This is a genomic window from Agrobacterium sp. CNPSo 3708, from assembly GCF_028674915.1.
Lineage (GTDB): Bacteria > Pseudomonadota > Alphaproteobacteria > Rhizobiales > Rhizobiaceae > Agrobacterium > Agrobacterium cavarae.
On sequence record NZ_JAQZSF010000007.1, the window covers coordinates 287,851 to 306,000 of the forward strand.

General features: G+C 59.4%; 15 protein-coding genes. 5 read left to right on the forward strand and 10 right to left on the reverse strand.

The annotated features are described in order from the left end of the window. Positions 1 to 23: 23 nt before the first annotated feature. Both cobO and PVA19_RS16845 read left to right on the forward strand, forming a co-directional pair. Positions 24 to 641: a cob(I)yrinic acid a,c-diamide adenosyltransferase gene (gene cobO, locus PVA19_RS16840; protein ID WP_274103525.1), complete on the forward strand. Its 618-nt coding sequence runs from the start codon at positions 24 to 26 to the stop codon at positions 639 to 641. 3 nt (positions 642 to 644) lie between these two features. Further along, on the forward strand, positions 645 to 2,102 hold the full coding sequence (locus PVA19_RS16845; RefSeq protein ID WP_274103526.1) for a cobyric acid synthase: 1,458 nt from the start codon (positions 645 to 647) through the stop codon (positions 2,100 to 2,102). Here PVA19_RS16845 and cbiB read toward each other — a convergent pair. Further along, on the reverse strand, positions 2,089 to 3,054 hold the full coding sequence (gene cbiB, locus PVA19_RS16850; protein ID WP_274103528.1) for an adenosylcobinamide-phosphate synthase CbiB: 966 nt from the start codon (positions 3,052 to 3,054) through the stop codon (positions 2,089 to 2,091). The two genes, PVA19_RS16845 and cbiB, sit on opposite strands and share 14 nt — an antisense overlap. On the opposite strand from cbiB, the gene cobD reads away from it, so the two are divergent. Beyond that, positions 3,053 to 4,081 (forward strand): threonine-phosphate decarboxylase CobD, encoded by a 1,029-nt coding sequence (gene cobD, locus PVA19_RS16855; RefSeq protein WP_274103529.1) that lies wholly within the window; start codon positions 3,053 to 3,055, stop codon positions 4,079 to 4,081. The genes cbiB and cobD overlap by 2 nt on opposite strands. Before the next feature lie 77 nt (positions 4,082 to 4,158). On the opposite strand, the gene PVA19_RS16860 is transcribed toward cobD, so the two are convergent. The 7 genes from PVA19_RS16860 to PVA19_RS16890 form a co-directional block, all read right to left on the reverse strand. Further along, positions 4,159 to 5,436 carry an L-fuconate dehydratase gene (locus tag PVA19_RS16860; protein ID WP_274103530.1) on the reverse strand — a complete coding sequence of 426 codons (1,278 nt, stop codon included), beginning with the start codon at positions 5,434 to 5,436 and terminating at the stop codon, positions 4,159 to 4,161. 52 nt (positions 5,437 to 5,488) lie between these two features. Then, positions 5,489 to 6,499, reverse strand: a complete 1,011-nt coding sequence (locus tag PVA19_RS16865) for a zinc-binding alcohol dehydrogenase family protein (protein WP_274103531.1) — start codon at positions 6,497 to 6,499, stop codon at positions 5,489 to 5,491. Between the two features lie 3 nt (positions 6,500 to 6,502). Beyond that, entirely contained in the window at positions 6,503 to 7,324 is an 822-nt protein-coding gene (locus tag PVA19_RS16870; RefSeq protein WP_274103532.1) for an amidohydrolase family protein, read from the reverse strand. Positions 7,325 to 7,328: 4 nt separating this feature from the next. Continuing rightward, on the reverse strand, positions 7,329 to 8,342 hold the full coding sequence (locus tag PVA19_RS16875) for an aldo/keto reductase (protein ID WP_274103533.1): 1,014 nt from the start codon (positions 8,340 to 8,342) through the stop codon (positions 7,329 to 7,331). A 125-nt stretch (positions 8,343 to 8,467) separates the two neighbouring features. Next, a complete protein-coding gene (locus PVA19_RS16880; RefSeq protein ID WP_062424800.1) occupies positions 8,468 to 9,409 on the reverse strand; it encodes an ABC transporter substrate-binding protein in 942 nt (313 codons plus the stop codon). A gap of 99 nt (positions 9,410 to 9,508) precedes the next feature. Further along, positions 9,509 to 10,531: an ABC transporter permease gene (locus PVA19_RS16885; protein WP_062424708.1), complete on the reverse strand. Its 1,023-nt coding sequence runs from the start codon at positions 10,529 to 10,531 to the stop codon at positions 9,509 to 9,511. 8 nt (positions 10,532 to 10,539) lie between these two features. Continuing rightward, positions 10,540 to 12,105 carry a sugar ABC transporter ATP-binding protein gene (locus PVA19_RS16890; protein ID WP_274103534.1) on the reverse strand — a complete coding sequence of 522 codons (1,566 nt, stop codon included), beginning with the start codon at positions 12,103 to 12,105 and terminating at the stop codon, positions 10,540 to 10,542. Between the two features lie 258 nt (positions 12,106 to 12,363). Here PVA19_RS16890 and PVA19_RS16895 point away from each other — a divergent pair, with 258 nt between their 5' ends. Together PVA19_RS16895 and PVA19_RS16900 are read left to right on the forward strand one after the other, a co-directional pair. Beyond that, complete coding sequence (locus PVA19_RS16895) at positions 12,364 to 13,056, forward strand: FadR/GntR family transcriptional regulator (protein ID WP_062597465.1); 693 nt, start codon at positions 12,364 to 12,366, stop codon at positions 13,054 to 13,056. 45 nt (positions 13,057 to 13,101) lie between these two features. Beyond that, complete coding sequence (locus tag PVA19_RS16900) at positions 13,102 to 14,634, forward strand: UxaA family hydrolase (protein ID WP_274103536.1); 1,533 nt, start codon at positions 13,102 to 13,104, stop codon at positions 14,632 to 14,634. Positions 14,635 to 14,712: 78 nt separating this feature from the next. Here the strand turns inward: PVA19_RS16900 and purH are convergent, their stop codons facing one another. Beyond that, complete coding sequence (gene purH, locus PVA19_RS16905) at positions 14,713 to 16,329, reverse strand: bifunctional phosphoribosylaminoimidazolecarboxamide formyltransferase/IMP cyclohydrolase (RefSeq protein ID WP_274103538.1); 1,617 nt, start codon at positions 16,327 to 16,329, stop codon at positions 14,713 to 14,715. Between the two features lie 134 nt (positions 16,330 to 16,463). After that, on the reverse strand, positions 16,464 to 18,143 hold the full coding sequence (locus tag PVA19_RS16910; RefSeq protein ID WP_440599357.1) for a heparinase II/III family protein: 1,680 nt from the start codon (positions 18,141 to 18,143) through the stop codon (positions 16,464 to 16,466). Positions 18,144 to 18,150: the final 7 nt, after the last annotated feature.

The window sequence follows — 18,150 nt, forward strand, 5'->3', positions numbered from 1 at the left end:
GGCTCGGAAGGACGTGGGACATCATGACACGCGAGATCAGCGACAGCGAGGCCGCCCGCCACCGCGAAAAGATGGTGAACCGCAAGAGCGTGCAGGATGCGGAAGTGGCCGAAAAGACCATCGAGAAGGGTCTGCTGATGGTCAATACCGGTCCCGGCAAGGGCAAGTCGACGGCCGCCTTCGGCCTTGCGCTTCGGATGCTCGGCACGGGCAGACGGGTTGGCATCGTTCAGTTCATCAAGGGTGCGTGGTCGACCGGCGAGCAGCAGGCGCTGACGATTTTCGGCGACCGGGTGGAATGGCGCACCATGGGCGAAGGTTTCACGTGGGACACGCAGGATCTGAAGCGCGACGTCGCCGCGGCTACCAAAGCCTGGGACGAAGCCAAAATGCTGATGGCCGACGACACGATTGGTCTTCTGGTGCTGGACGAGCTGAACATTGCGCTGCGCTATGACTATCTCGATCTGACAGAGGTCGTCGCCACCTTGCAGAGCCGCCGCCCCGATCTCCACGTCATCGTTACCGGCCGCAATGCCAAGCCTCTCATGATCGAAGCGGCCGACATGGTGACGGAGATGACGCTGGTGAAGCATCACTTCAAGGCGGGCGTCAAAGCCCAATCCGGCATCGAGTACTGATCCATGGCCGCCAGATCCATCATGTTTCAGGGAACCGGCTCGGATGTCGGCAAGTCGCTGATGGTGGCGGGTCTGGCGCGCGCCTTTACCCGGCGCGGACTTTCGGTCTTGCCCTTCAAGCCGCAGAACATGTCAAATAACGCGGCGGTCACAGCCGATGGCGGTGAGATTGGAAGGGCGCAAGCTCTGCAAGCGCGCGCCGCTGGCGTGCCGCTGTCAGTGCACATGAACCCGGTTCTCTTGAAGCCTCAGAGCGAAACAGGTGCGCAGGTCGTGGTTCAGGGGAAAATTCTCGGCAATGCGAAAGCAGCCGACTATCAACAGATGAAGGCCGGGCTGATGCCCCGGGTGCTGGAAAGCTTCGAGCACCTGAAGACCCACGCTGATCTGGTGCTGGTCGAAGGCGCCGGCAGCGCATCGGAAGTCAATCTGCGCGCCAACGACATTGCCAATATGGGATTTGCCCGCGCAGCCGATGTTCCCGTGATCCTGATCGGCGATATCGACCGGGGAGGGGTTATTGCCAGCCTCGTCGGCACGAAGACGGTGGTGGATGCGGACGACGCCTCGATGATCGAGGGCTTCATCGTCAACCGTTTTCGCGGCGATCCTTCGCTGTTCGATGAAGGCATGCGCATTATTGCCCAGCATACTGGCTGGAGCTCCATCGGCCTCCTGCCACATTTTGCCGAGGCGGCCCGTCTGCCTGCCGAAGATGCGCTGGGTTTGACCGGCAACGGCCAATCGAAGCCCGATGCGAAAATCCGCATCGCCGTGCCGATCCTCCCACATATCTCGAACTTCGACGATCTCGATCCACTCGATATGGAGCCGGATGTCGAACTGGTGCGCGTGCGTCCCGGGACAGCCATTCCCGGCGATTGCGCCCTCATCCTGCTCTGCGGATCGAAATCGACGATTGCCGATCTCTCTGTCCTGAAGCAGGCCGGTTTCGATATCGACATCCACGCGCATCTTCGCCGTGGTGGTGCCGTGCTTGGTCTTTGCGGCGGCTATCAGATGCTTGGACGTGTCTTATCGGACCCGGACGGCATGGAAGGTCCGCCTTCTACCGTTGATGGGCTTGGCTTGCTGAATGTCGAAACGGTGCTGACGGGAGACAAGAGGCTGGTCTCGGTCGAAGGGCGCAGCTTCGATGGTCAGGCATTTTCCGGCTATGAGATGCATGTGGGTGTGACGAAGGGCGATGACTGCAATCGTCCCTTTGCCACGATCGGCAATCACGTCGATGGTGCAATCTCAGCGGACGGTCGCGTTTTCGGCACCTACGTCCATGGTCTGTTTGCCGATGACGGACAGCGCAGCGCCTGGCTGCAAAGGCTTGGCGGGCAATCATCTTCCCTGAATTACGAAGCGCAGGTGGATGCCGTTCTGGATCGGTTGGCGGACCATATGGAGCGCCACCTCGATCTCGACGCGCTGCTGTCTATAGCACGGTAACCAACGCCAAAAAGCCGAAGAGCCCGATCAACAGCGCATCGGCGACCCGCGCAAGTTTCAGCGCCTGGCGAATATCGGCAGCGGTCAAATTCCGTCGTCCCCCTTCGCCCATGAAGCGCGCCTGCATCATCTGTCCGCCATAGGAACGCGGCCCGGCAAGCGCAAAACCAAGCGCACCCGCCAGCGCCGATTCCGGCCAGCCGGCATTGGGCGAACGATGGTGCTTCGCATCGCGCGCGACTGCACGCAGGGCACCTTGCGGTGAGGCGCCCTTGACGAAGACGGCAGCGAGGATGAACAAACAAGCCGTCAGGCGCGAGGCGGGAAGGTTCACCAAATCGTCCAGCCGCGCTGAAGCCCAGCCGAAGGCCTCATGGCGCGGCGTGCGGTGGCCGATCATGCTGTCAGCCGTATTGATGGCCTTGTAGCCAGCACCGCCCGGCAGCCCGAGCAGACCGAGCCAGAAGGATGGTGCCACAATGCCATCGGAAAAATTCTCCGCCAGGCTTTCGATGGCCGCCCGGCACACCGCCGCCTCATCCAGCTGATCAGGATCGCGGCCAACGATCATCGACACGGCTCTCCTGCCGCCTTCGAGACCTTCGCTTTCCAGCGCAGTGGCGACCGCCTCGACATGTTGCTCCAGGCTTTTTTGTGCTGGAAGCGAAGCACCGACGACGGCGACCAGCAACAAGCCCAGCGGAAGAACCAGAAGGACATTCTGCAAAGCGAGCGCGATGGAGACGGTGACGCCGAGAAAGACCACAAGCGCCAGCACGCCTTTGGCTTCACGATTGGAAAATGATCCCTGTTCCCGGTTCCATTTTCTGTCAAGCAGCGCGATAAGCGAACCAATCCATGTGACCGGATGACCGATGCGGCGAAACAGCCAGTCGGGATAGCCGACAAGGCGTTCGATCAGAAGCGACAGGAAAGCGAGAGCAAAGAACATGGGCGATACGGGACCGGTGACTATGCAGGCTGCGATCCGTCATGGTGGCGATCTGGGGCGGGCGCGGGCGTCTTTTCCGCTGGCGCCGGAACCCTGGATCGACCTTTCCACGGGGATCAATCCGCATTCCTATCCGCATTCTGCCATTCCTGCCAGCGCCTTTGCCCGCCTGCCCGAACCTTCCGCATTGAACCGCTTGAAGGAAGTTGCCGCCGCAGCCTTCGGCGCGCCCTCTGCGGCGCATATTGTCGCTGCACCTGGAACGCAGATGCTGATGCCGTTGCTGGCAGAACTCGCCCTGCAACGAGGTGCAAAACGAGCAGCGGTTCTCACACCCGCTTACGCGGAACATGCCAGAACGGCGCGAATGGCGGACCTCGACGTTGCGGAGGTGTCCAATTTCTCAGACCTCTCAGACTTCGACTACGCCGTCGTCATCAATCCGAACAACCCGGATGGTCGGGTCGTGGGGCGGAGCGAGCTCTCAGCTCTTGCCTCCGAGATGAGCCGCAAAAGCGGCCTGCTGGTGATCGATGAGGCCTTTATCGAAACCGGCTATGGTGCAAGCTTGGCCGACGCCACGGGGATCGATGGGCTGATCGTCCTGCGATCCTTTGGAAAATTCTACGGAATGGCGGGGTTACGCCTCGGCTTTGCCGTTGCACATCCGGAGATTGCCGCACGGCTGGAGCAGCGCCTGGGGCCGTGGGCCGTCTCAGGCCCGGCGCTGCATGTGGCGGCGGAAGCGCTGGCGGACAATGGCTGGCGTGACGCCATGCGACTCCGGCTAAGGAAAGAAGTCACGCGCCTCGATGCAATATTGACGAGCGCAGGTCTGACCGTTGTGGGCGGCACCAGCCTTTTTCGTCTCGTGCGTGATGCACGGGCAGCCGCCCTGTTCGCCCAGCTTGCCAATAAAGGCATTCTCGTCCGCATCTTCGATGAGCGTCCGAACGATATGCGCTTTGGTCTTCCCGGTAAGGAAGCGGAGTGGGACAGGCTCCAAGCTGCTCTTTCAGAGCTTTGAATCGCTCCTGTCTCTGGTTAAAAAAATGCTCGGGACGAGCCCGAGCATAATGGGGTCCGGGAGGAGAAATCGGAACCTCAGCCTTTGAAGGTATAAGCCTCAATCGACTCCGGCTTCATCTCGATAGAGAAGCCAGCCATCTTTGGCGGCATGTAAGCGGCGTTCTGGATATCGCATGGCTCAAAGAAGTGCTCGTGCAGGTGATCAACATACTCGATCACGCGCCCTTCCTTGGTACCGGAGACGACCAGATAGTCGATCATCGACAGGTGCTGCACATATTCGCACAGACCCACGCCACCGGCGTGCGGCCAGACGGGCAGATTGTATTTCGCGGCGATCAGCAGAACGGCCAGAACTTCGTTCAGACCACCCATGCGGCAGCTGTCGATCTGCACGACGTCGATCGCGCCTTCGGCGATGAACTGCTTGAACATGATGCGGTTCTGGCACATTTCGCCGGTCGCGACCTTCACAGAGCCGATGGCCTGGCGGATCTTGCGGTGACCGGCAATATCGTCCGGGCTTGTCGGCTCTTCGATGAAGAAGGGCTTGCAGAAGGCAAGCTTGTTGACCCACTCGATGGCCTGATCGACTTCCCAGACCTGGTTGGCATCGATCATCAGATAGCGATCAGGACCGATGACCTCACGGGCAATGGTGAGGCGACGAATATCGTCCTCCAGATCACGGCCGACCTTCATCTTTACGTGGTTGAAGCCGGCATCGATCGCCTCATGGCAAAGGCGACGCAGCTTCTCGTCGCTGTAACCGAGCCAACCGGCCGAAGTGGTATAGCAGGCGTAACCCTCGGCTTTCAGGATATCGACGCGCTCCTTCTTTCCGGCTTCCGCCTTCTTCAGGATGGCGAGCGCATCATCGCGCGTCAGAACATCGGTCAGATAGCGATAGTCGACGATATCGGCGATCTCTTCGGCGCTCATATCGGCAACGAACTGCCACACCGGCTTGCCAGCCTGCTTCGCAAGCAGATCCCAGACGGCGTTGACGACTGCACCGGTGGCCAGATGCATGGCGCCCTTGTCTGGACCGATCCAGCGCAGCTGGCTGTCGCTCGTCAGGTGGCGCCAATATTTGCCGGGGTTCTCGATGACGGTGGCGAGATCGGTTCCAACAACCAGATGACGCATCGCCTTGATCGCCATGCAGCAGATGTCGTTACCGCGACCAATGGTGAAGGTCAGTCCGTGCCCCTTCAGCGAAGGCTCATCCGTATCGAGAATGACGTAGGCCGCGGAGTAATCCGGATCCGGATTCATCGCATCCGAGCCGTCAAGGCTCTGTGAGGTGGGGAAGCGCAGATCGAAAACGCGCAGGTCGGTAATCTTGGTCATGGCCGTTTACTCGCGGTCAGGGGTCATTGAATATGAGAGGCTCGTCGGTCGTTCAGGCCACTTCCACCATGCCTTTGATGACGCCGGCGCGTGGGTCGGTCAAGCCGGCGAAGTTGGCTGGCACTTCGGCGAGCGTCATGCGGTGGGTGATGAGAGCGTCCGGCACGCGACCGTCACGCAGGGCTTGCAGCACCCGCTCGAAATCTTCCGGCGTGGCATTGCGGCTACCAAGCAATGTCGTCTCGCGCTTGTGGAATTCCGGGTCATTGAAGCTGATATCGCTGGCGACGATGGAGACGAGGACATAGGCCCCGCCATGGCCGACAAAGGAAAAGCCGTGCTCCATGGCCTTCGGATTGCCCGTGGCGTCGAAGACGACATCGAAGAAATTGCCTTCGGTGATCTCGCTCAGACGATCCTTGTCGCCTTCGCCGAGCTGCACGATATTGGAGACGCCGAGATGATCGCGGCAGAAGGATAGCCGGTCTTCGCGGCTGTCGATCATCGTCACCGTCGCACCATTCATCACGGCAAAGACGGCAACGGCCATGCCGATCGGACCGGCGCCGACGATCAGCACATGCTGGTCCTTTTCGACCGCACCGCGACGCACCGCATGCGCGCCGATTGCCAGGAACTCCGTCATGGCGGCCTGATCGAGGGAGAGACCTTCCGCCTTCAGCACGAATTGCTGCGGCACGCTCAGATACTCCACCATGCCGCCATCGCGATGCACGCCGAGCACGCCGATGTTACGGCAGCAATTGCTCTTGCCCTTCAGGCAGGCACTGCAATGGCCGCAGGACATGTAGGGTATGATGGTGACGATATCGCCGGTCGAAAGGCTGCTTCCCTCAGGCGCTTCCTCGACCGTACCGGACAGTTCATGGCCCATGATACGCGGATAGGAGAGGTAGGGCTGGTTACCGGTGAAGATGTGCAGATCCGTGCCGCACACGCCGATACGACGAATCCGGACAAGAACTTCATTCTCCGCACGCGGCGGCTTCGGCAGTTCCTTGGAAACGAGGAGACCGGGTTTGTCGCAAAAGATCGCCAGCATGAATCACCTGTCCGAAAGAGAATAAAAATCGATGGCGTTTCCGCCGAAAACCTTGGCGTGGTGCTCTTGCGGAACCACATCGCGGCAAAAATCCAGCCAGCCCTGATAATCGCCAGCCAGCCGGATCACCGGCCAGTCGCTGCCAAAAATCACCCGCTCAGGGCCAAACAGCTCGAGGATCGTTTCAGCATAGGGCCGAACCGCTTCTGGCTTCTGATCGCCGCGCTCCACCAGAAGACCGGAGAGTTTGCAGTAAACGTTGGGCAGGGCGGCAAGAACGTCCATGTCTCTGCGCCATTCGACATAATGGCCTGTCGCGATCTTGGGCTTCGCGCCATGATCGATGACGATTTTCAATGCCGGGTGACGGCTGGCAAAACGTAGCAGATGGGTCAGATGCGGCGGAAGAACGAGCGCATCGAAAACAAGGCCCTTCTCGACCAGCGCTTCGACAGCAGGGTCAAGTGCCGGATCGTCGATCCACTGAACGTCGGCAATATCCTGCAACATCGGACGCACGCCTTTCAGCGCGCGGTGAGAGGCAAGTCGGGCGATGTCCTGCGGCGCATCCGCAGCCTTCATATCCACCCAACCGACAACACCCTTGATGAAGCTGTTGTCATCGGCAAGCGTTAGCATGAAATCCGTGTCGGCAGCGCTTTCCATCGTCTGCACCAGCACCGTACCGGACACACCCGCCTTCTCCAGCAAGGGCTGGAGATCTGCGGGCAGGAAGTCCCGGTAGATCGCCTCAAGCGACGCTGGCGGCCACTGGCCCTGCCGGTCTTTCAGCAGCCAGAAATGCTGATGTGCATCGATGAGCATGGCGTCAGCCCTTTGCCCCTGGGACGGGTGAACCTTCGGCGATCAGACCGCGGCGGTGCAACTCGGCCCAGAACGCATCCGGAATGTCCTGCTCGAACCAGGCGATGTTGGAGGTCAACTGCTCAGCATTGCGCGCGCCGGAGACGACGGTCACCGAGGCGGGATGAGCGAGCGGGAACTGCAGTGCGGCCGCCTGAAGCGATACACCCATCTCCTCGCAGACATCATGCAGTGCATCAACCCGTGCCAGAAGCTCGGCCGGTGCGTCCTTGTAATTGAACTTGCGATTACCGGCCAGAATGCCGGAATTGAAGGCACCAGCAATGACAATGCCGACACCCTTTTCGGCGCAGGCATTCATGAAGCTCAGGCTCTGCTGCTCGAGCAGCGTATAACGACCGGCGAGCATGGCGGCGTCGATGTCGAACACCTCCATGGCATCGCGAACCACTTCCCACTCGTTGACGCCAAGACCGACGGCTTTCGTCGAGCCTTCGTCGCGCAGCTTGCCAAGAGCCTTGAATCCACCGCCCGTCGTCAACTGATCCCAATAATGCTGGTGCTTGTCGCCGTGGGTGTAAGGGCCGATGTCGTGGATATAGAGAATGTCGGGCTTGAGGACGCCGAGACGCTGCTGGCTCGCCTCGAAGGAGCGCATTATGGCGTCGTAGGAATAGTCGTAGACCGGCCGGAAAGGGAGCGGTGCGACATAGGTATCTTCTTCCGGTCCGACGGTTTCATCCGGCACCATGACACGGCCGACCTTGGTGCTGAGCGTATATTCACTGCGGTCATGCTCCGTCACCATCGTGCCGAGACGACGCTCGGAGCGGGTATAGCCGTAGAAGGGCGCGGTATCGAAATAACGCATGCCGCTGTCCCAGGCCTTGTCGAAAGCGCCCTTGGATTCCTCATAAGGCGTGAGGCGATAGAGGTTGCCCATCTGCGCACAGCCGAGGCCCATGATGGTCACTTCGACATCTCTATGGGGCAGTTTGCGTTTATCGGAGACCTTCATGGCGGGCACTTTCACATTTATCGTTTGGTGGAGATGGCCGCACACGATGCAACCATCTGCTTTGGTCTTCTCAAAGGAAGTTCCTGTCACGCCCAAGACCAGCTCAGGCGTGGCAGAAGACGTTGTTAGTACAGAACGTTCTTGGCTTCCGGCTTGTCGATGTTTTCCTTGGTGACGACGACGACACCGGTATCGACGAACTTCTCGACCTTTTCCTTCTTGATGAGCTTTTCGACGGTTTCAACGCCCTTTTCGCCCATCTGGTAGGAACCCTGTACGACGATCGCAGACAGCGTGCCGTCCTTGACGAAGTTCTGGAGATCTTCGTTACCGTCGAAGCCGATGGCAACGACCTTGCCAGCCTTGCCGGACTGAGCAAGCGCGCGGCCAACACCGATTGCGGTCGGCTCGTTGGCGCCAAAGATGCCCTTCAGATCAGGGTTGGCGGCCAGAACATCGGTGGTCTGGTTCAGAGCGGTCGCCATCTGGGACTGAGAGTAGTAAGGGCCAACGATCTGGAGCTTGGAATTCGCCTTGATGTAGTCGACGAAGCCACCGACGCGACCGATTTCAGAACCAGCACCGGCAACGTACGACATGACGGCGATCTTGCCTTCCTTGCCGACTTTCTTGATCATTTCTTCGGCGGCAAGCTCACCGGCCTTCTTGTTGTCGGTCGCCAGGAACGACTGGTAGTACTGCTCGCCACCCTTGGCCAGCTGCGAGTCGATCAGAACGACCGGAATGCGCGCTTCCCATGCCTTCTTGACGGCTGGCAGAAGAGCGTCCGGATCGGAAGGTGCAAGCACGATGCCGTCCACCTTACGGTTGACCGCGTTTTCAACCATGTTCACCTGGTCGGCAATGGCGGATTCGGACGCCGGACCCTGGAAGGTCATCGTTTCACCCTTGGCGTTCTTCATCGCAGCGTCGGCGCCCTTCTGGACGTTCTGCCAGAATGTCGAGTTGACGGTCTTGACGATGACGGCGATTTCGCCGGCCTGAACCGCGGAGACGCTCCAAAGCGCAATCACGGATGTCAAAAGAACAGTGGTCAGTTTCTTCATGTCTTCCTCCATTGTACCGGCGAAGGGAGAGCTCCTCTTCTCGACACCGGCTGTCCCGCGGATAGGGTCCGCACCCTTTTCAGACGCTTAGCAGTGCAATCAGCGGCGATTGCGCAACTGGTCGATCCAGACTGTCATCAAGATGACGAGGCCGATGATGATCTGCTGCGTAAAGGCAGAGACCCCGTTCATGTTGAGACCGTTGCGCAGGATACCGATGACGAACGCACCGATTGCTGTCCCTGAAATCGTTCCGACGCCGCCGATCAGCGAGGTACCGCCGATGACGGCGCTGGCGATGGCATCAAGTTCGTACATGACACCTTCGTTCGGCTGTGCGGTGACAAGGCGCGACATCAGTACGCAGCCCGTCAGACCAGCAAGCGTGCCGGAAAGAACGTAGGTGAAATTGGTGACGCGGGCGACATTGACGCCGGAGAGGCGAGCCGCTTCGGCATTGGAGCCGACCGCATAGATGTGGCGTCCGAGAACCGAGCGGTTCAGCATGAAGGCCACAGCAAGAGCAATGACGACCATCAGGATGACGGGGTAGGGAATGCCCGGGAAGACCACATTCGGGAACCCATCGTCACCGATATTGACGATGCGGAAGAGGGCGCCGTTGCCAAGTTCGCCAAAGGATTCGCCGAGACCAGAGACAGCACGAGCACCGGTGATCTGCAGCGCCACGCCACGGGCAATCAACATCATGCCAAGCGTTGCGATGAAAGGCGGCAGCTTGAAGCGTGTGACAAGGAAGCCGTTGATCAGACCGCAGAGCGAACCCGTCAGAATGCCGAGGAACATGCCGACCGGAACCGGCATGCCGAGTTCCTTCACCGCCAGTGCTGCGACAACGCCTGCCAATGCCAGAACCGAACCAACGGACAAGTCGATGCCGCCGGTGATGATGACGCAGGTTGCACCAATACCCAAAAGCGCGATCGACGTGACCTGCAGAGCGATCGTCATGGCGTTGTTAACGCTGAAGAAGGCGCTGCTGGTGGCCGAAAACACAATGGCCAGCACCACGAGGCTGCCGAGTGCGGCAAACTTCTGGATGATGTCCTTCTGTCTGTCGCTGAGCGAGGGGGTCTTAACGGGTTCTGGTGATTTCGACATGTCTTACCTCATTGCGCCTTGCGGCTATAGCCGGAGGCATAGCGCATGATTTCTTCTTGATTGGTCTTGGCCGTTTCCAGCACGCCGGTAATAGTTCCCTCGTGGAACACCGCGATACGATCCGTCAGCCCCAACACTTCGGGCAGTTCCGAGCTGATGAGGATGACGCCAATGCCGCGTGCTGCGAGTTCATCCATGATCTTGTAGATGGCGAATTTCGCACCGACATCGATGCCACGCGTTGGCTCATCGAAGAACAGGATGCGCGACTGGCGGAACAGCCACTTGCCGATGATGATCTTCTGCTGGTTGCCGCCGGACAGAAGGCGAACCGTCTGCTTGATCGAGGGCGTGCGAACATTCAAGAGATCGACATAATGCTTTGCGACCTCGTCGTGCTTCTTGAAGTCGATCAGACCGAAGCGGTTGGAGACCTCGTCCATATTGGCAAGCGAGGTATTGGCAGCAACCGACATCTTGACCGCCAGGCCGTCGCTCTTGCGGTCTTCGGAAAGGTAGGCAAGCCCCTGTTCGATGGCATCCTGCGGCGACTTGATCGTCAGATCGCGGCCTTCGAACGTGATGCTACCCGCATCGAAGGCATCCGCTCCGAAAATCGCGCGGGCCACTTCGGTACGACCGGCCCCCATCAGGCCGGCAAATCCAAGGATTTCGCCACGGCGCAATTCGAAATTGACATCGTTGAAAACGCCGGCGCGCGTCAGGCCCTTGACGGAGAAGATGACCTCATTCGTTGGCTTCGACGTGCGCTCGGGGAACTTTTCCTCCAGCGAGCGGCCCACCATGCGGGTCACGATGTCATCGACCGTGATCGACTTGAAATCGTCTGTCGAGATATAGCGTCCATCGCGAAGCACGGTGACGCGGTCGACGATCTCGGCCATCTCATCCAGACGGTGGGAAATGTAGACGATGCCGACACCGGATGCCTTCAGGTCGCGGATGACCTTGAACAGCAGGCGCGTTTCCTGCTCGGTCAGCGACGAAGTCGGCTCATCCATGATCAGCACTTCGGCATCGAGCGAAAGCGCCTTGGCGATTTCCACCATCTGGCACTGCGCCACGGAAAGTCCGCGCACCAGCGTATCCGGATGAATATCGACGCCGAGGCGATCGAGACAGCGTTTGGCGTCGGCACGCAGTTTCTTGCGATCGACTAGGAAACCTTTTCTCGGTTCGCGCGCAAGATAGATGTTTTCGGCAACGCTCAAATGCGGAACGAGATTGAGTTCCTGGTGGATGATGGCGATGCCGGCGGCTTCCGATTCGAGCGGCGAGGCGTACTGGACCTTCTGGCCCTTATGCAGGATCGTGCCGCTGGTCGGCTGATAGACGCCGCTGATGATCTTCATCAGCGTAGACTTGCCAGCGCCGTTCTCGCCGCAGACGGCGTGAACTTCGCCGGAGCGCAGGTCGAAACGCACATCGCTCAGAGCCTTGACGCCAGGGAATTCCTTGCAGATGTCATCGAGGCGCAAAAGCGCACCGGACGCCTGAAGTGCGTCATGCCGTGTGTCATCATGGCTCGAAATGGACGATGCGCCTTGCGACATCCGCTACCTCCCAATAGCCGCTCCGTTCTCCCGCAGAGCGCTTCAATGGCGGCAATGGTTAGGCCGCATTTTTTTGGTGGTCAAGCCAATTTGTGATTTTTTGTTCGCACGTATAGCAATCTCGGAGAAACGGAAACTCCTGGATTCAAATAATATTTAATATTTTCAACGAGATAAAATATATCTTTGCCAATGCCCCCCGTAAGGGATACGGTAAGGCCAAATCTCAACCTTTCTCAGAACACCCGTGGACCGCAGATGAATGGTCAGGCCAAAATCCTGGAGCCGAGACGCCTTTACCAGCAAGTCGCCGATCAGATCCGCGACCTGATCGACGGTGGAGAGTTTCAGCCTGGAACACGACTGCCTTCCGAGCGGGATCTGGCCCAGAAGCTCGGTGTCTCCCGCCCGTCCCTGCGTGAAGCGCTGATTGCGCTCGAAATCGACGGAAGCGTCGAAATCCGCATGGGCTCCGGCGTTTATGTGTCTACGGAGACAGCGGCCCGACAGGCAAGCACTCGGTCTCTTGGCGATAGCCCTTCTGAACTCATGCAGGCGCGCTCGACACTGGAAGGTGCGACCATCGTTCTGGCGGCGAGCCGCATCGACGAAGCCGCTCTCGTGACGCTGCGAGGAACGCTCGATGAGATGAGGAAGGAGATCGAAGCAGGTCGCAAACCTCTCGATCAGGATAGAAAGTTTCACGCGACCATCGCCGAACAATCAGGAAACACGGTCCTCGCGCGCTTGGTCGGAGATCTCTTCGATGACAGGCACAGCCCGATCTCGACCCAGTTGCGGGTGAGGTTCGAGGACCGCGGCACGTGGACCTATGCGCTGCAGGAACACGAGGCCATTCTGGCCGCGCTGGAAAGCCGCGATCCGCTGCTGGCACAGGCTGCCATGCGCATTCACTTGGAAAGCTCACGACGGCGCTGGATCGATACGTAATTCAAGACATGCCTCGGCAGACAATCTGTCGGGAGGAGGAAAAGAGTGACTGAGAATACCGAAGCTACAATTCTGCTGAACACCAAGGACAATGTTGCAGTTGCCCGTCGGCCCATTCCCAAAGACACGGATATCGGGCGCGGAGACCTGAAGGCACTTGATCTGATCGGGCGCGGGCACAAGGTGGCCCTGAAGCCGATCAAGTCCGGCGAAGAAGTAATCAAATATGGTCAGGTGATTGGCGTCGCCACGCAGGACATCGAGGCAGGGCGCCACGTCCACCTGCACAACCTTGCCATGGTCCCATCGGAGCATTCACACCAGTTCAGCGTCGACATCGAAGAAAAGGGCATGCTGCCAGAAGCTGAACGCCGGACCTTCATGGGGTACGATCGTGGAACGGGCGGTGCCGGCACGCGCAACTATATCGGCGTCATTGCCTCGGTGAACTGTTCGGCGACCGTGTCGCGTTACATAGCCGACTATTTCAACAAAGAAGGCGGCCTTGTCGGTTTTGACAATGTCGATGGCGTCGTGGCGCTGACCCATGGAACGGGCTGCGCGCTCAACACCAAGTCCGAAGGCTACCGCCTGCTGATCCGCACCATCCAGGGCTACGCCCGACATCCGAATTTCGGCGGCATCCTGCTGATCGGCCTTGGCTGTGAGACGAACCAGATCGCGCCGATCCTCGAACACTACAAGATGGAAGAGGGCGACCGCCTGCGGACCATGACGATCCAGCAGCATGGCGGCACGCGCAAGACGATCGAAGCAGCCATCGCCAACATCAAGGAGATGCTGCCCATCGTCAACGCGGCAAAGCGCACCGAACAGCCGCTGTCGAAACTGAAGCTGGCGCTCGAATGCGGTGGTTCGGATGGCTATTCGGGGATTTCGGCGAACCCGGCTCTCGGCTACGCTTCGGACCTCATCGTTCGGAACGGCGGCACCACTGTTCTGGCTGAAACACCGGAAATCTACGGTGCAGAACACCTCCTGACCCGCCGCGCCGTCACGCCGGCGGTCGCCGAGAAGCTGCTGCAGCGCATCGACTGGTGGCGGGATTACACCGCCCGCAATGGCGACGAGCTGAACAACAACCCGTCCCACGGCAACAAGCTGGGTGGCCTGACCACCATTCTGGAGAAATCACTCGGCGCCGTTGCCAAGGGCGGCTCCATGCCGCTGAAGGCCGTCTACGAGTTTGCCGAAACGGTCACCGAACCCGGCTTCGTCTTCATGGATACCCCCGGCTATGACCCCGTTGCGGTCACGGGCCAAGTAGCAGGCGGCTGCAATGTCATCTGTTTTACCACCGGACGCGGCTCGGTGTCCGGCTTCAAGCCATCACCCTGCATCAAGATCGCCACCAACTCCGAAATGTACGAACACATGAAGGAGGACATGGATATCAACTGCGGCGATATCGTCACCGGCAAAGAGACCATTGAGGAAGCCGGACAGCGCATCTTCGATCACATCATTGCAGTGGCCTCGGGCGAGCAGACCGTCAGTGAAATCTACGACTACGGCGACAACGAATTCGTGCCATGGCAGGTCGGTGCCGTGACCTGACGTTTCACATGAAACATCGGACATAAAATTAGGCCCGGGGATCGCTCTCCGGGCCTTCTGCTTTTTTCGCGATATTTTTTAGTGGCGGAAGTGGCGCATGCCGGTGAAGACCATCGTCACATTATGGGCATCGGCTGCGTCGATTACTTCTTGGTCGCGCATGGAGCCACCAGGCTGGATAACAGCCGTTGCACCAGCGGCAATAGCGGCCAGAAGGCCATCGGCAAAGGGATAAAAGGCTTCCGACGCAACGGCCGAGCCCTTGGTGAGAGGCTCTACTACGCCCATGGCCTTGGCAGCATCTTCTGCCTTCTGCGCAGCGATGCGAGCGGAGTCCACGCGGCTCATCTGACCAGCGCCGATACCGGCCGTCTGTCCGTCCTTGGCATAGATCACGGCATTCGACTTCACGTGCTTGGCAATCTTGAAGGCAAACTTCATGTCTTCGAGTTCCTGCGCCGTCGGTGCACGCTTGGTGACGACCTTCAGATCGAGGTCTTCCACCATGCCATTGTCACGGCTCTGGACCAGTAGGCCACCCGACACCGTCTTGGCAGTGATGCCAGCCGCGCGTGGGTCAGGCAGACCACCGGCGGAGAGAAGACGGAGGTTGGGCTTGCGCGCAACGATCGCCTTTGCCTCTTCCGTAACGTCCGGCGCGATGATGACTTCGGTGAAAAGCTGGATGATCTCTTCTGCCGTTTCCGCGTCCAGCGTCTGGTTCAGGGCGATGACACCGCCAAAGGCAGAGACGGGATCGCAGGCAAGGGCGCGCTTGTAAGCCTCCAGCAATGTGGCACCCGTTGCGACACCGCACGGGTTGGCATGCTTGATGATGGCAACGGCCGGCGCATTCTCAGGCAGGAACTCGGCGACCAGTTCATAGGCCGCATCCGTGTCGTTGATGTTGTTGTAGGAAAGCTGCTTGCCCTGCAGCAGCGTGGCTGTCGCAACGCCCGGGCGCTTCTCGCCTGTCAGATAGAAGCCAGCGCTCTGGTGCGGGTTTTCGCCATAGCGCATCTTTTCCTTCAGCGTGCCGCCGATGGCGCGGTAATGCGGCGTCTCTATTGCGAGAGCTTCTGCGAACCAGTTGGAGATGACGGCGTCGTAGGCCGCGGTACGTGCATAGGCCTTCGCGGCAAAGCGCTGGCGCAGAGCGTAGGATGTCTGTCCGTCATCGGCCTGCAACGCTTCCAGCAGTTCCGGGTAGTCAGTCGGATCGGTGACCACGGTCACATAGGCATGGTTCTTGGCCGAAGCGCGGATCATCGCCGGACCGCCAATATCGATGTTCTCAACCGTCGTCGGATAGTCACCGCCCTTGGCGCGAACCTCTTCGAACGGGTAAAGATTGATGACCGAAAGATCGATGGCTTCGATGCCGTGAGCGCGCATCGCCTCTTGGTGTTCGGCATCGTCACGAATGGCAAGAAGCCCGCCATGAACATTGGGGTGCAGGGTTTTAACCCGGCCATCCATGATTTCCGGAAACTTGGTGATGTCGGAGACGTCCGTCACCGGAAGTCCCGCGTCGGCAATCGCCTTCGATGTGCCGCCGGTCGACAGAAGTTTTACGCCGAGCTTCACCAGCGCACCCGCAAGCTCGATAATGTCAGTCTTGTCGGAGACGGACAGAAGCGCGGTGCGGATACGAACTTTGTCGGGTGCAGGGATTTTCTTGGAAACGACGGCCATCGTGGTAACTCCGTAAACGGTGGAGGATGAGCCGGAGAAAGCGCACCCCGGCGGTTGTCGCCGCGTTAGCACAGCTTGGCAGATTAATAAACAGAGCGTGCCGCTTTATCGGCAGCACAACCTTCAAAGAGCGATCAGCTTCTCTGTTCGAGAAGCCAGCGGATTTCCGTGGTTGCCGGAAGCTCAAAGGCGACTTCGATCTGCAGCGACGGCCGGATGCCGGATACATCTGCCATGAACACGTCTTCGGCAATCGTGACTTGGCGTGCGGGCGCTGAAAAGGCCCAAGCGGTGCCATCCGGTGCCTGCATAAGCACCGTTTCCTCGTCTTCCTGCGACAGCTCGATCAACGGATGAACATGAAAACGGCAAACGGCCTCGGCTGGCTCCGGTTGACGCTTCTCATCGACCTTGATCCAGTCTCGGCCCCTGATCTTGGTTCCCGCTTCGTTCAACTCCAACTCGCGCTGGTGCACGTAACCGAGGCTTCCATAACCATCATGAGAAGCGGTCAGGATATCCGCGCGCTTCTCATCAATCCGGCGGTCTACCTCCGTCTCGCTGATGCCGGAGACGATAACGGGGCCGAGGAAACGGGAATGCGAAATCCGGGCCGATGAGCGATCGGCGATGGTGAGCGTGGAATGGGCGGCGGTGGTGCGGCTTACCCGCTTGAAGGCGGCTGAGGCATATTGCGGAAAGCCGGAATTGACGATGAAGCGGTAACGGCCCGAAGAGAGCTCAAAGGACAAGCAGCCACAATGGGCGCTGCGCGACAATTCGATGGAGGCAGGCTTGCCCGTATCGACGATGAGGATCGTATCGCCGACGGCGAGCCGATGATAGGAAATATCAGGGAGCGAGCGCGACGGACGTCCGGACGTCTCATCATAGCGCAGAACGGATGCAAGCTCGTTGGCAAGCGTTGCCGTGGTGCCGTTGAACAAGGCCAGATCGCCATCCTGGTGACGGAAGAAGCGGATCGCAGGGAACATGCGGTCGATGGCAGGCACAAGCCCCGCCGGCACGTCATGACCGAGATTGATGTAACTTTGACGAAGCGGCAGGAGATCCAGCAACAGCTCCAGCATGACGCGCGGATTGCGCGAGACATGCCCACCATCGGGCAGGATTTGCCGCTCCATCTCCTGGTCGAGCTTTCTTCCCTGCCGGGCGATCTTTGACGCGCTGTTCGGCATGGAGATGGACGCCATGGCAAGCGCGATACGGACTTTCAGACGAACTTCACCATCCGGCACATATTTGGCAATGAGACCGAGATAGCCGACATGCAGGCCGATGCATCTTAGAAAACGCCGGTAGAAATTGGCATCCGCCTTCTGCAGGATGACCGGCGAGTGGGATAGCCAGGAGGTTAATCTCTGTGCTGAAAGTTCAGGTGACCATGCTGTGCCACGGATCGTTCGCCCATGCAGGCTCATCCATTCGGCAACATGCAGGCGGGCGCGGTTTCCAGCCTCTTCCGATCTGCTGGCGCGGACATGGCGCAGCCAGCCGAATGCATGCAGCCGCTCTTCAAATGCAGAAGAGGGTGGGTCCAGCAAAAAGGGGGAAACGCCCCCGGTTTCCAAGATCTTTCCCGCCAGGAACAGCCGCCCCTGCACAAGCTCCTGCGCGACATAAGGATCGACCGCGCGCAGATCCGTTGGCGCTGCCACAAGCGCGCTTGGAGCTCTGCTGGAGAGCCGCCACAATTGTAGTCGCAAGGGTGCGACCGCAATCATGACGTGGCGCTTGACCGTGCGGAGGAAGTAACCCGCAAGGCTGACGCGATTGTTCAGGGAGCTCGCCAAACGTCTG

Coding starts and splice junctions, on each gene's coding strand:
- cobO (WP_274103525.1), top strand. CDS start 24: ATGACACGCGAGATCAGCGACAGCGAGGCCGCCCGCCACCGCGAAAAG.
- PVA19_RS16845 (WP_274103526.1), top strand. CDS start 645: ATGGCCGCCAGATCCATCATGTTTCAGGGAACCGGCTCGGATGTCGGC.
- cobD (WP_274103529.1), top strand. CDS start 3,053: ATGGGCGATACGGGACCGGTGACTATGCAGGCTGCGATCCGTCATGGT.
- cbiB (WP_274103528.1), bottom strand. CDS start 3,054: ATGTTCTTTGCTCTCGCTTTCCTGTCGCTTCTGATCGAACGCCTTGTC.
- PVA19_RS16860 (WP_274103530.1), bottom strand. CDS start 5,436: ATGACCAAGATTACCGACCTGCGCGTTTTCGATCTGCGCTTCCCCACC.
- PVA19_RS16865 (WP_274103531.1), bottom strand. CDS start 6,499: ATGCTGGCGATCTTTTGCGACAAACCCGGTCTCCTCGTTTCCAAGGAA.
- PVA19_RS16870 (WP_274103532.1), bottom strand. CDS start 7,324: ATGCTCATCGATGCACATCAGCATTTCTGGCTGCTGAAAGACCGGCAG.
- PVA19_RS16875 (WP_274103533.1), bottom strand. CDS start 8,342: ATGAAGGTCTCCGATAAACGCAAACTGCCCCATAGAGATGTCGAAGTG.
- PVA19_RS16880 (WP_062424800.1), bottom strand. CDS start 9,409: ATGAAGAAACTGACCACTGTTCTTTTGACATCCGTGATTGCGCTTTGG.
- PVA19_RS16885 (WP_062424708.1), bottom strand. CDS start 10,531: ATGTCGAAATCACCAGAACCCGTTAAGACCCCCTCGCTCAGCGACAGA.
- PVA19_RS16890 (WP_274103534.1), bottom strand. CDS start 12,105: ATGTCGCAAGGCGCATCGTCCATTTCGAGCCATGATGACACACGGCAT.
- PVA19_RS16895 (WP_062597465.1), top strand. CDS start 12,364: ATGAATGGTCAGGCCAAAATCCTGGAGCCGAGACGCCTTTACCAGCAA.
- purH (WP_274103538.1), bottom strand. CDS start 16,329: ATGGCCGTCGTTTCCAAGAAAATCCCTGCACCCGACAAAGTTCGTATC.